The 13,885-nt window shown below is 39.3% G+C and carries 9 protein-coding genes; 7 read left to right on the top strand and 2 right to left on the bottom strand.

The genetic code is table 11. The features are described from left to right. Positions 1–3 precede the first annotated feature (3 nt). The 3 genes from ACM26V_RS15100 (at position 4) to ACM26V_RS15090 (ending at position 6,813) form a co-directional block, all read left to right on the top strand. Positions 4–1,947 (top strand): beta-galactosidase, encoded by a 1,944-nt coding sequence (locus ACM26V_RS15100; RefSeq protein WP_416147553.1) that lies wholly within the window; start codon positions 4–6, stop codon positions 1,945–1,947. An 88-nt stretch (positions 1,948–2,035) separates the two neighbouring features. Beyond that, positions 2,036–3,019, top strand: a complete 984-nt coding sequence (locus tag ACM26V_RS15095) for a LacI family DNA-binding transcriptional regulator (protein ID WP_416147552.1) — start codon at positions 2,036–2,038, stop codon at positions 3,017–3,019. Between the two features lie 302 nt (positions 3,020–3,321). Continuing rightward, entirely contained in the window at positions 3,322–6,813 is a 3,492-nt protein-coding gene (locus ACM26V_RS15090; RefSeq protein WP_416147551.1) for an alpha/beta hydrolase-fold protein, read from the top strand. Positions 6,814–6,910: 97 nt separating this feature from the next. On the opposite strand, the gene ACM26V_RS15085 is transcribed toward ACM26V_RS15090, so the two are convergent. Both ACM26V_RS15085 and ACM26V_RS15080 read right to left on the bottom strand, forming a co-directional pair. Continuing rightward, positions 6,911–8,440 carry a gluconokinase gene (locus ACM26V_RS15085; RefSeq protein WP_416147550.1) on the bottom strand — a complete coding sequence of 510 codons (1,530 nt, stop codon included), beginning with the start codon at positions 8,438–8,440 and terminating at the stop codon, positions 6,911–6,913. Between the two features lie 30 nt (positions 8,441–8,470). Next, positions 8,471–9,328, bottom strand: coding sequence for a MurR/RpiR family transcriptional regulator (locus tag ACM26V_RS15080; protein WP_416147549.1), 858 nt, complete (start codon positions 9,326–9,328; stop codon positions 8,471–8,473). Positions 9,329–9,548: 220 nt separating this feature from the next. Here ACM26V_RS15080 and gnd point away from each other — a divergent pair, with 220 nt between their 5' ends. From gnd to ACM26V_RS15060, 4 genes are all read left to right on the top strand, one after another. Further along, a complete protein-coding gene (gene gnd, locus ACM26V_RS15075) occupies positions 9,549–10,448 on the top strand; it encodes a phosphogluconate dehydrogenase (NAD(+)-dependent, decarboxylating) (protein ID WP_416151889.1) in 900 nt (299 codons plus the stop codon). Between the two features lie 99 nt (positions 10,449–10,547). Beyond that, positions 10,548–11,027 (top strand): tripartite tricarboxylate transporter TctB family protein, encoded by a 480-nt coding sequence (locus ACM26V_RS15070; protein WP_416147548.1) that lies wholly within the window; start codon positions 10,548–10,550, stop codon positions 11,025–11,027. A gap of 100 nt (positions 11,028–11,127) precedes the next feature. Next, complete coding sequence (locus tag ACM26V_RS15065) at positions 11,128–12,189, top strand: tripartite tricarboxylate transporter substrate binding protein (protein ID WP_416147547.1); 1,062 nt, start codon at positions 11,128–11,130, stop codon at positions 12,187–12,189. A 161-nt stretch (positions 12,190–12,350) separates the two neighbouring features. Continuing rightward, on the top strand, positions 12,351–13,832 hold the full coding sequence (locus ACM26V_RS15060) for a tripartite tricarboxylate transporter permease (protein ID WP_416147546.1): 1,482 nt from the start codon (positions 12,351–12,353) through the stop codon (positions 13,830–13,832). Positions 13,833–13,885 lie beyond the last annotated feature (53 nt).

Raw genomic sequence — 13,885 nt, 5'->3', positions numbered from 1 at the left:
GATATGCGTCTAGGAGTCGACTATTACCCAGAGCATTGGGAGAAAGAGAAGATCGATGTTGATTTAATGCGAATGAAAGAGATGGGTGTCAATGCAGTGAGGATTGGCGAATTTGCCTGGTCTTTAATGGAACCTAGCGAAAATAAATTTGATTTCACGTTCTTTGATCATGTGATCGCAAAGTGCAAAGAATATGAATTAGAAGTGATGTTCGGAACGCCGACAGCGACATTTCCAGCCTGGCTAGGAAAAAAGGAACCGAGCATTTATATTATTTCTAAGGACGGTCAGAAAATGGCATTTGGGGGCAGACGGCAATACTGCTATAATTCTCCAGAATACCTTTACTATTCGTTAAGAATCGTAGAGAAGCTTGTGACCCATTACCGTACAGAAGAATCCCTTTATTCTTGGCAAATCGACAATGAACTCGGTCATGAGGGCAGTGATGATTGTTATTGTCTGAACTGCCATCAAGCATTCCAGACGTATTTGCGCTCGAACTATGTAAATATTGAGACATTGAACGAAACGTGGGGGACAATTTTTTGGGGACAGACGTACCATTCCTTTGAGGAAATTCCAATGCCTACCGAGACGATTACGGTCCACAATCCAGCGATGAGATTGGATTGGGCAAGGTTTCGTTCCGCATCGTTAAATCAATTTGCGCAAAAACATATCGAAAAAGTCCGCGAGTTAAAGGGTGGACATCAAACCGTTACGACCAATCTTCCTGGAGGTTTTTTCGAAAAATGGTTTGATCATAATGAATTTAGCCGTTCTCTTGATTATGTTTCCTATGACAATTATCCTGTTTGGGGCGGCTTGGAGAAGCCAGTGAGTCCAGCAGCACTTTCACTTTCATTGGATTTTGTCAGAGGGTTAACAGGGAAGAACTTTACAGTAGTAGAGCAGTTGATGGGTGCGCAGGGTCATGATATAACTGGCTATCTTCCGCGCCCGAACCAAGCGAAGCTTTGGTCTTATCATGCCATGGCTCATGGAACGAACAACCTTTATTATTTCAGGTGGCGTGGGATGACGCGCGGAGCGGAGCAAAACTGTTTAGGAATACTGGATGCGGATGATCAAAAGACCCGTAAATACGAAGAAGCAAAAGATTTTTTTGAAGATATATCTGACTATAAAGAAGCGATCGATGGACCAATTAAAGCAGAAATTGCACTCTTATATGACTTCGATAGCGTATGGGCATGGCGAATTCAACGAGAAAGTGCACGTTTTAATATTAATGAAGAATTTCTTCGTTTATATGAACCTTTTTATAAGAAAAATCTGCCGATCGATGTCATTCGAAAAGATGCCGATTTAAGTAACTATAAGATTCTACTTATCCCAGTTATGAAAATCACGGACACCTCTTTCACAGCTAAGCTTGAACAATTTACGAAAGATGGAGGGACAGTCGTTTTCTCCTTTAGAGCGGGAGTGAAGGATGAGCATAATAACTTGCGTTTAGGATCACGTCCACCAGGACCTTTCTCATCCCTACTTGGTATTTCCATTGAAGAAGTAGAATCATTAGGGGATGGACAGCGCTTTTCGGTTACAAACGGAACGGAAGAATACCATAAGGGCGAGGTATGGCGAGAAATGGTTCGAGTGAACGAAGCCGAGGCCCTGTACACTTATAACGATGCTTTCTATTCTGATTATGCAGCAGTTACCGTTAACAAATTTGGCGCGGGGCAAGCGTATTATATTGCTGGCGGAATCGAATCCGGTATAATCGATCGTTTGGCTAAAAAAATGCTAGAAAAGCAGAACCTTGAAACGATCGCTTCAGATGAAGGTGTTGAAGTAGTTCAAAGGTCGACACTAGAAGGCAAAACATATCAATTTGTTATGAATCATACCGGTCTTCTTAAGCAGCATAACGGGATCAATTTAGAACCGTATGAATGCAAGATCCTTAACTTATAAGGGAAAATAACTTTCATTTTTTACATGACGAGGTTGATTAAATCATGTACGATAGGAATTAGAAGATGAGAGGGAAGGAGAACCCATAGTGGCTACAATTAAAGATATCGCTACAAAAGTTGGTGTTTCTGCATCGACGGTTTCACGTGTATTGAATTATGATCAGTCGCTTTCTGTAACGGATGATACGAAGAAAAAAATATTTGAAGTTGCTGAAGAACTTTCCTACAACAAAGGAAGAGGCAAAAAAAAGATCGAACGAAAAATCGCCTTTTTGCATTGGGTGACGGAAAAAGAAGAACTTGATGATATTTATTATATGGCGATCCGATTTGGAATTGAGAAACGGGCGGAATCATTCAATTGCAAATTAATTAAATACGTAGAAAATGATTACGATTCGATCGACCGATCGATCGATGGAATTATCGCAGTCGGAAGATTTAATGCGGATCAAGTAAAGGAACTGAAAAAGATTCATAAGAAAATCGTGTTTGTCGATTCGAATCCCGACGAAGGCTATTCCGATGCGGTTGTAATCGATTTTGAAAGGGTCTCCAGACTGATCATCGATTATTTTATAAGTAAAGGGCATGAAGAGATCGGCTTCATTGGAGGATACGAAACGTTTAAGGATACGATTTCACCGATTCAGGATGAGCGTGAAAAATATTTTCGGATGTTTATGAAGGAACGAGGTCTGCTTAATGAAGAGACAATTTTTGTCGGTAGTTTTTCGGTAGATGACGGTTATCGCCTCATGAATGAGGCAATTGAAACGCTTGGCGATCGTCTGCCAACTGCTTTTTATATGGCAAATGACCCTCTCGCAATCGGTGCCTTACGAGCATTGAATGATGCAAATATTGCTGTTCCTGATCGCGTCAGCATTATCGGCATAAATGACATTACGGTATCGAAATACGTATACCCTCCTTTAAGCTCAGTAAAAATTTATACGGAGCTTATGGGAGAAACAGGGGTCGATCTGCTTCTAGAACGAATTAACGAAAATCGCAGAGTCTCCAAAAAAGTGTACATTTCGAATAAATTGAAGGTTAGGCAGACGTAGGGGTTGGGCGGTGCCTAAATATTAAATTCATGCGGGCTTAAGTGGGATATGTATTTTATGAGAATCTAGAGAATAAAGCATATCCCCCTTTAAGCCTAAATCTAAAAAAATACAAATTTTAATTAATGTGTAAACATACCTAAAGATTGTTCTAACTTGAGAATCTTATTTGGTATGCTCAATAAGTGGTTTTGTAAACGATTACAGTTAGAGGATTAGCTATAAGAGGCAGCATGTTCAACTGAAGAAAAACACAAAAGCAGTAGAGGAATTTAATTGATTTAAAAACTAGGAGGTTCAAGATGAAACAGGGGATAAGAATTTTTGCATTAGTTATGGTGATAATTTTAGTTTTATCCAATCTTAATTTCAATACTTTAGCTGCAGGCGAGGTGAAGGAGGTTTCAATGGAAGGTTACAACGTGTTACTCCCACAAGGATATGATGATGACAACGGACGAGCATATCCAGTACTATATTTGATGCCGGAAGATGGGACAGCGTCAAAAGGTGATGAAATGGTATCGATGATTCAAAGTGAGATGGAAACAGATCAAGCAGGTAATATGATTAGCGTTATGCCGACTTTTGATGGAAATGAAGATTTTCGTATTGCGATGGATAAAGTGATCATTGATGTCGATAGTAACTTTAATACAATTCCTACAGCTAATCAGCGTGCTGTTCTCGGTGTTGGGATTGGAGGTTACATGGCATACATAATGGGTATGACAGATGAGGAAACCGTGCATAATCAACCTGATACGATTAAAAATATCGGCAGTATTCGTGGTAATTTTACAGGTGATGATAATGGATTATATGAACAATACGGCAATGTATATGACATTATTTCAACGATAGGGAAAGACAACATTAGTAATTATTATACGTATCTTGATGGTCCAACAGAGGATTCCTATACGTATTTGGATAAATCAACGAATGCAATTGGCACGTTATTCATTAATTGGGATCCTATGATGTCATATGATGTTCATGAATACACGGCGCGCTATGGGTCTTATGATGATGCTTATTTACAGGAATCTGTTAGTCGTGTTATTAATCGCTTCAGCCAACAGTTCTATTCTGATATGGTGAGTGGGGATGTGTCATTGTCTCCACAGGTAGCAGCAAGTTCTGTCGAACACATTGAAGTCGATTATACAATTGACATAAATGATTCGTTTAGTGAGCTTTCTGAACATGCGACGGAGATGACAGTGGAAGTGAGCTTAACAGATCCAGAAGACGGAAGTTTACTACATTCCGATAAGAAGGCAATTGATGTTAATGGACCAGATACTTTTGAAGGGATGTTTAGTATTCCGAATATTGTGAATGGGACGAGCTCTACTGTGTCGGTAACGGCTGAAATGCTCGGTTTTAAGATTGATATAGGTAGCAAGTCATTAGTACGTATTATGGATACTGGTTTAGTACCGGATGAACAGTTAATTGATCTGATGGGTGACTGGAAATTCAATGCGTATAAACCTTACTCGAATACCGAAAGTGTCCCACTCGATCAAATCGATAACGTAACGAAGGATGTATGGAGCAGTTGGGGAACAGTCCAACCAGCACTTGGATGGTGGTCAGCTGATTTTGATGAGAGCCTTGACGGGAATTCCAATTGGTTAGGCTATGCATGGTATGTACGTGAATTCGATATACCTGCTAATTTTGCAAAGGAAGATTTAATATTAGCACTTGGTAAAATCGATGAAGCGGATGAATCATATGTAAATGGTGTTCGTGTTGGTGCTAATGGCATTCCAGAAGCCGGAGGAGCCTTTGATCAAAGCAATAGCAGTCCGTGGGACGTGGAACGTGTATATGATTTAGATGCTTCGATTCTAAATTACGGTGGGACCAACACGATTGCAGTTAGAATGGCAAATTCTAATGGCGGTGGCGGCTGGTATGAAGGGCCCGTTGGGATATATTCACCTGCAGCTTATAATCGAACCGTTGGATTACCTTCTGAACTAACAGACACTGCTGTTAAGGATCAGATTGTCAATTTTGTAGAAGGGCAACATGCAGCAATTGAGGCAAAAGATCTTGACGCCTTTGCTGAAACAGTGGCACCGGATTATTTCCAAGCTGGTTTCGATAAAAATAGATTACTTAATAAAGTAAAAGCAGATGTTGCTGGAGACGGCGATGTAACTGTAACGGATACTAAGGTGAACGTTTATAACTATCAGGGTATGTACTTGTATCAGTCGGAAAGAACTATTCAGTTGGCAAATGGTGAAACTGTTTCTGAAGAGGTTAATGATTACTACATCATTGAAGACGGAGAAGTGATCCTTTATGGTGATCACGATACCTTCTATGTAGATAGTTATCCTTCAACCTATGCGGCAAGTGAAAAAGGTCTTGAAGGTGAGACTGAAATGAATTATCGTGTCTATCTTCCAGATGGCTACTTTGATTCAAATAAGAGATATCCAGTTTCCTATCTGTTGCACCAGTTTAATAGTACAAGTAAATCTTATGAAATGGATGGGATTGACGGTCTTCTAAGCGAAGGTATGGCAAATGGCGACATCGAGGATACTATTGTCGTTATTCCTGATAGTGACGGTCTGAGTTGGTGGCGTGATGACTGGGAACTAATGGTGACGGAAGAATTGGTTCCGTTTATTAACGAAAACTACCGCACAATTGAGGATGCACGTTTTAACGGGACAGCGGGTGCTTCCATGGGTGGTCAAGGAGCATATGGAATTGGCTTACGTAATCCAAACCATTTCTCCTCTGTCATCAGTTTCTTTGGTGCATTTAGCTATGGAGGAGAAAACAGCCCAAATGTTATTGCGGAAGAAGTAAGTGATACGTATTTACAAAATTTCAGTCACTACTTTATCTCTGGTAATCGTGATGTCTATGGATTTGGCGTTCCAGCAATTCAGTTAGACAATCAGCTACGTACAAGCAGCGTAGATCATGTTTTTGAGATAGAAAATGGGGAACATGATAGCGCGTTTTATACTCCATACGTGATCGATGCATTCGGTTATGTAAGTGATCATATGTATAGCACTGGCGGAGCAATTGCTGACCATGCAATTGGAGGAATGGAAGCAGAAGTGGACGGAGATGTATTAAAGCTATCTGCAAAACTAGAATTGAATGATTTTACACGGTGGATGAACGTTATCCCAGATTCTAGATATACAGAGAATACTAATCCTGACATGGTCATCCCAGTTACAGTGAAAATTGAACAAGATGGAAAAACTGTATTTACAGAGGTAGATTATCCAGCTGTAGTAGGTTCAGAATCAATAGATTTTGAAAAAGAAGTTATTCTTGGCGGTTCTGTTGTGGATCCGGAAAATCTAGTGGCAGCTGATGTGGACCTTGAGAAAGACTTTACAGCAACTGTGTTTGCAAGCTTACTAGATACGAATAAAGAATTAGGTACATTTGAATATGCTGCACCTAAGGAAGAGGATCCAGTTACAGATCCAATTGAAGAAGAACCAACACCTGGTGAAGGAGATAGTAATGAAGAAGAGCCAGTTGCACCTGGTGAGGGAGATAGTAATGATGGAGAAGAGCCAGTTGCGCCTGGTGAGGATAAAGAGGTTGTAAAGGACGATAAAGAAGGCAAAGATAAGGAAGAAATATCGGATAAGAAAGCTGCAAAAGGAGAAAATCTTCCAGATACCTCAACAAATACATTCAACATCGGCTTAATAGGATCACTATTTTTCCTATTTGGAAGCATCGGTTTTGGTGTGATCTGGTGGAGAAAGAGAAGGTTTGCTTCTTAAGGTGCCTGCCACTTCCCGGTTCTTGTCGAATGAAATAGAAAACAGCCAAGCGTGAAGTAGCACTTCACACATGGCTGTTTGTTTGTATTACCAGATCCTATCCCCTAAACGAATGCAACTGGTCAAATGTTGGTTTCAATGCTCCATATAGATTTCGATAGACAGGATAAAGATTTCGATAAACCTCAACGTTAACCCCATTTGGCTGAACAACAGCTTTCATTGGAATATGTTGTTTGATGGATGGTAAGTCGCTAACTTCCCCAATAGCAAACAAACTTATCCATGCAGCACCCCAAGCCGAGCTTTGATGGGATTGAGGCAAGTGGACGTCTTGACCAAAAATATCGGCGAGCATTTGAACCCAAAAAGACGATCGGGCAAATCCGCCACTTGCGTACAAAATCGATGTTTTTCCTGCTAATCGGTCTAACGCTTCACTCACGTTCAATAAGCTAAATAGAACTCCTTCTAATCCAGCTCTTGTCATGTGTTCTTTGCGATGATCCATAGATAATCCTACGTACGCGCCGCGAGCTTTCGCATCCCAATGAGGGGCTCGTTCTCCATTTAAATAGGGGAGAAATATCAGTCCGCCAGCTCCAGGCACAACGTCCTCAGCAGAAAGAAGTAACTTAGAATAAGCGTCCCCACCATGGTTGAGAGCCTCATCGATTTCTTTTTGACCGAGTACGTCTTTAAGCCACTGCAAGACGATCCCACCGTTATTTGTTGGTCCGCCGAGAACCCATAAATCATCAGTAAAAGAATAGCAAAAGGCCTCCTGCTTCTCATCAGTTAAAGGTCGGTCAGCCATTTGCCGGATTGCTCCACTTGTTCCAATCGTAATCGCCGTTTCACCAGGATTGATCGCACCAATTCCTAAATTAGCTAGTGGGCCATCGCTTCCACCTGCTGCGAAAGGGAGATCGACAGGAACTCCCATTTCCTTAGCAACTTCTTGATCCATTCCTTGAAAAATAAACGTTGGAGGAACCGGTTTTGATAGCTGGTCACTGTTAATTCCAGCTAGAACCAACGCTTGTTCATTCCATTTCTTATTTTTTATATCAAATAATCCCGTAGCAGAAGCAATCGAGTAATCGACGGCATCGACACCAAACCATCTGGATGTTAAAAATTCTTTGATTGATAAAAACTTTGCTGCCTTAAGGAAAGGCTCAAAACTAGTCTCTTTCATCCAAATCAGTTTCAAAAGTGGTGACATAGGATGAATAGGCGTACCTGATTGCAGATAGATTTCTGTTCCTAAAGAAGCCGCTTTTAGCGACATCGCTTGGTCATCACTTCGCCTGTCAGCCCAAGTAATAGAAGAAGAAAGAGGCTTGTTCTGATTATCGACACAGATTAAAGAATGCATCGCAGCGGATAACCCAACAGATGAAATTTGCGCCCCGTTAATTCCTTTGTTTTCTAATGAATTTTTGATCGCTTGAATGGCACTTTGTTCGATCAACAATGGATCTTGCTCTGCCCATGAAGGGTGTGAATGGAATACTGGATAACTTTGTTCGTCCTCGGAAACTACAACCCCACTTTTTTGAAAAATCACGGATTTAGCGCTGGTTGTTCCAATATCTAGTCCAATCACATAGTCTTTTGTCATCTTATTAATCCTCCTTGTACTAGCAAATACTTATATTCGTTTACTTGAAATGGCTTTACGCATTTTTTTAATTGATCGTTGCATAAGCTCTTTTCTCCCAATGCTAACATTGACATAAAGCGCATCAATGATACTTAGTTGAGCAAGTCTTGATGATAGTGCTTCAGATCGAAAATCTGTTTCCTTTGATACCGTATATAAAGGAACATCAACGCGTTTACTTAAAGGAGATTTCGTAAGTGTCGTGATCCCGATGGTTGGAACTCCTTGTTCCTTAGCAACCTCGAGTGCTTGTAAAATATCTTGATTTGTCCCTGAATGTGAAATCAGGACAACGACGTCTTGTTCAGTAAGCTGTGAAGCAGACATGACTTGGAAGTGAGAGTCGCTATATGCAATGGTTGGAATTCCTGTTCGCATAAATTTATGGTGAGCGTCCATTGCAATCACACCGGATCCACCATTGCCGTAAAACTCCACCCGATTTGCTTTCAATAGAAATTGAACAGCCTTTTTAAAACTATCGCTATCAAGGACAGAAAGTGTGTCTTCTAACGTGCGAATATTTGATTTGAACACTATTTCAGCGACAGTTTTTTCATCGTCGCCTTCTTGAATTGTCTCATGGATGTCTTTTATGCCTGTGACAACCTCAGATGCTAAGGCGATTTTCATCGCTTGATATCCCTTAAAACCAATTTTTTTACAAAAACGAAAGACGGTTGCTTCTGCCACATCGAGATTAGCAGCCATTTGATTAATGGTAGAATGAATAATTTTTTCCGGGTGATCCAAAATATAATCAGCAATTTTTTTTTCTTTTTCGCGAAACGTGTTATAGGAAGCCCTTATACGATGTTTGCAATGACCATTTTCTGCTTGGTTCATAAAACCACTCCTTTTATTAGGAAAGAATTTAAAATTTTGTTTCTCAAAAAAATTCCAGTCATGATTGTTGTCTTCGTCCCATTATATACGAAAACGAAAAAAGAAAAAATATTTTTTAAATAAAACACTTGATAAAAAATTATTTTATCTTATAATGAGAAAAGAAAGAAAAAATATTTCACAAAAATTTGAGAAAAGAATCTTTGAAAGGAGTGAAATGATGAGGTTAGGAATGATCGGTCTCGGAAAAATGGGATATAACTTGGTACAAAATCTTCTTGATCACAAACACGAGATAATCGTAAACGATGTGAACAAAGAACAAGTAGATAGCCTTAAGAACGAAGGTGCTATTCCTGCTTATTCGATAGAAGAGCTGGTGAATCAGTTGGAGAAACCAAGAACCATTTGGTTAATGGTTCCAGCAGGTGAGATCACGGAAAGTCTAGTAGAAAAGCTTTATCATTTTTTAGACAAAGATGATGTCGTGATTGATGGGGGAAATTCCAATTACAAGGATTCAATACGAAGAGCAGAATTTTTGAAAGAAAAAAACATTCATTTGTTAGATGTTGGGACGAGTGGAGGAATTAAAGGTGCTAGAAATGGTGCCTGTATGATGGTTGGAGGAACAAAAGAAGTCGTTCAGCGTGTGGAGAGTATTTTTGACGATACGACAATTGAGAACGGTTACCTTCATTCTGGTGAAGCAGGTAGTGGTCACTTCTTGAAGATGATTCATAATGGCATTGAATACGGCATGATGCAATCTATTGCTGAAGGTTTCGATATTTTAGAAAAAAGCCCGTTTGATTATGACTATGAAAAGGTTGCGAATGTTTGGAACCATGGTTCTGTCATCCGTTCTTGGTTAATGGAACTTAGTGAAAGTGCCTTCTCAAAAGATCCGAATTTGGATGGAATTAAAGGGGTGATGAATTCTTCTGGTGAAGGTAAGTGGACAGTTGAATCAGCACTGGATTTTCAAGTACCTGCACCTGTTATTACATTATCGCTAATGATGAGGTATCGATCATTAGAAGATGATACTTTCACTGGTAAGGTTGTTGCTGCATTACGAAATGAATTTGGCGGACATGAGGTTGTGAAGAAAGATTAGCTAAAAGTAGCTTAAAACAATGAGCAGTTCAAGAAGTTTCCTTCAAAAATTTTGTATTCGTATTGTAGCTGTTCGTTGCTTTCTTTTCACAGTGTAAAGGTGGTGTTTATCATATTATCTAATGTCATATTTGGCGTAGTATTAATAATCTTTTCTATTATCGCTTATATCCAAACATTGGATTTACCTGACAGGTCTGCATTGTTTCCTCAAATCATTTTGTATGGAATGGCAATCACAGGAGTTCTAATGATTATTGATGCCCTAATAAAAAGAAAAAAGCAAAAGGAAGAAAATGAATCAACATTAACAAAAAATACGTTTATCTTTCATATTGTGATACCTGGTGCCATTTTACTAACAGCATATGGTTTATTATCACAATTGGGATTTTATATCACTTCCTTTTTATTAATAATGGTATTGTTTTTTTATCAAACATACAGATCGTACGAGGCTAAGTTAACGGTCAGGCACTTTCTTAAAGGGTTATTGGTAGCAACAATTGTAACCGTTTTAATGTATGTGGTATTCACAGTACTTCTTAGCTTGCCGACACCAAGTGGTCGTTTTTTCTAATGATACGGTGTAGTGGCTTCATTTAAATCGAATGAGTTATATAATATAGAAAATTTTCTTGAGGATTAATATTAAAAAATTATAAGGAGCGTGTGAATTTATGAGCAAAAAATTACGATTATTAGTATTGGTTATGGTCCTTTCACTAGCAGTTATGGTCGGGTGTGCAGGGAATAATAATAACGAAGAAGCTGGCGATTCAGCCAATAACAACAATATGGCAAATGAAAACAATGAAAACAATGAAAATGGTGAAACAGCAACGGATTCAAACTATCCTGAGCAAAACATTCAACTTATCGTTCCTTATAGCGCTGGCGGTGGTGGAGATACTGTAGCTCGTATCTTGGCAGATGCTCTAAGTGACGAATTAGATCAACAAATTACTGTTGTTAACCGAGATGGAGCAGGCGGAGAAATTGGTATAGCTGAAATGGCAGCTAGCGATCCAGATGGCTATACTTTAGGTGTCTTTGGTTACCCAGATAATCTTATATTAGAAAAAACAGGAAATACAGATTTTACATTTGATAGTTTTGAATATTTGGCTGCGTTCGATGATGTAGCACACGCTCTATTCATTGGGCCAGGAAGTGAATTCGAAGACGTAGAAGATGTTGTTGAATATGCAAAGGAAAACCCAGGTAGTTTAACAATTGGTGAATCAGGTGCACTAGGCCTGTTAAAAATTCTAGCTTTCGAAAGTGAAGCAGGAATTGATGTAACACCTGTATCTTACGATGGTGGCGGTGAACTTATCAATGGATTGTTAGGTGATCATATTGAAGTAGCGTCATCTTCCATTACAGCAGCAGATCAAGTCGTCGGTGCTGGCGGGAAACCATTAGGATATGCAGCAAGTGAAAGAATTGAAATGTTCTCGGAATATCCAACACTTAACGAGCAAGGATACGATCTTGAATTGGGTGTTGCTCGTGTACTCGTTGCACCTGAAGGTCTTCCAGAAGATGTAAAAGAGGTATTGACAACAGCGTTAGATAATCTTGGAAATTCTGAAGAGTTGCAAAAAAGTTTTGAAGAAGCAGTTCTTCCATACAGATACTTGGATAATGAAAGTCTAACTGAATATTTAAATAATAGTAATAGCGTGTTAAATCCACTTATTGATGATAATATGGATGACTTTACAGGAGGAAATTAAATTTTTCTGTAATTGAAAGAGAGCAAAAAGCTCTCTTTTGATTATACTTTAAGAATGATTAACTCCGCGAAAGGATTAAAGTATAAGATAAACTAAGGCTTTCGCCATAAAGGTCTTGGCGACAAGCCAAGTTTTTCTAATGTTTTTAGGAGGCTTTGTTAATGGATGCACTTCAAATATTACTTGATATTCTTACTCCCAGTGTTCTTTTTATTGTGTTCATAGGTGTATTAATTGGAATCATCGTTGGCGCAATTCCTGGTTTAAATGGTGCGATCGGAATATCCTTATTGTTACCATTAACCTTTGCGCTAGAGCCACAAATCGGCATCCTCCTCTTGGGAGGTATTTACATGGGGGGAATGTATGGAGGATCAATTACTGCTATTTTGTTAAATGTACCAGGTGATATTGTTGCTGCCCCTGCAGCAATGGAGGGTTATCCATTAACGAAACAAGGCCGTTCAAAAGAAGCACTGTATTATTCTATTTTTTCAAGTATGATCGGTGGTTTCGTAGGTGTTATTGTTTTGATTTTGTTTACCCCACCATTGGCAAATTTGGCATTAAAATTCGGTCCTGCTGAGATGTTCTTCATTTCTCTAAGTGGTCTAGTTATTATTGGTGCGATTGCGGGGAATAATATTTACAAATCCTTTTTCGCAGCTTTGTTTGGACTGTTTATTAGTACTATAGGATTAGATATGGCTGTTGGAGCCGAGCGGTTTACGTTTGATAGCATGGCGCTAAGGTCTGGAATTTCAGTTATACCTGTGGTGTTAGGAATGTTTTGCTTTGCTGAAATGTTTCTCAATATCGGTAGGAAAGCAAATGAAGTCGTCACATATAAGGAACAAGAGATTAAAAGGGTAACTGTCTTTAAAGATATTATGAGACATAAGATCCTCGTAATGAAATCATCATTAATTGGAACATTTATCGGATTGCTACCTGGAGTTGGCACAACCCTCGCTGTATTTATGTCATATGGGGAAGCAAAAAGAGTCTCAAAAAAGCCTCATATGTTTGAAAAGGGGAATACAGAAGGAATTATCGCAGCAGAATCAGCCAACAATGCTACTGTAGGGAGTTCAATGGTTCCATTATTGGCGTTAGGTGTCCCAGGAAGTCCGACAACGGCAATTATAGCTGGTGCTTTGATTATTCATGGAATTATTCTAGGGCCAGATTTATTTATTACTCGTCCAGATGTTGCTTATACGTTCTTATATGGAATGCTCTTAACTGTCATTGCAATGGCGATTATTGGCGCAGTGGGCATTAAGTACTTTTCATATATATTGAAAATTAAAATGGAGTATATCGTTCCAAGTGTTCTTGTATTTGCTCTTTTCGGTGCATACAGTATCAGGAATAGTTTATTCGATGTGTTGATAGCGATTGTATTAGGTATTATGGGTGCCGTTTTCAAAAAAATTGATGTACCTCTTGCGCCTATTATCATTGGAGTTGTCCTAGGTCCATTAATCGAAAGAAATCTCGTTCGATCTATGACGATCGCTGAAGCAAGGGATCTTCCTTTGATTCAATACATGTTAACGAACCCTCTTGCAATGGTTCTGTTTACCTTAGTATTCGTAATCTTGTTTGTAGTCATAAGAATGCAACGTAAAACAGTGTAGCGGGGTGACCGGGGGGACGGTTCTTGTGGTCGGGAACCTGGTGCCACTCTCGA

The sequence above is a fragment of the Salipaludibacillus sp. HK11 genome, from assembly GCF_047795645.1.
GTDB lineage: Bacteria > Bacillota > Bacilli > Bacillales > Salisediminibacteriaceae > Salipaludibacillus.
This window is presented reverse-complemented; position numbering and strand designations above follow the sequence as displayed.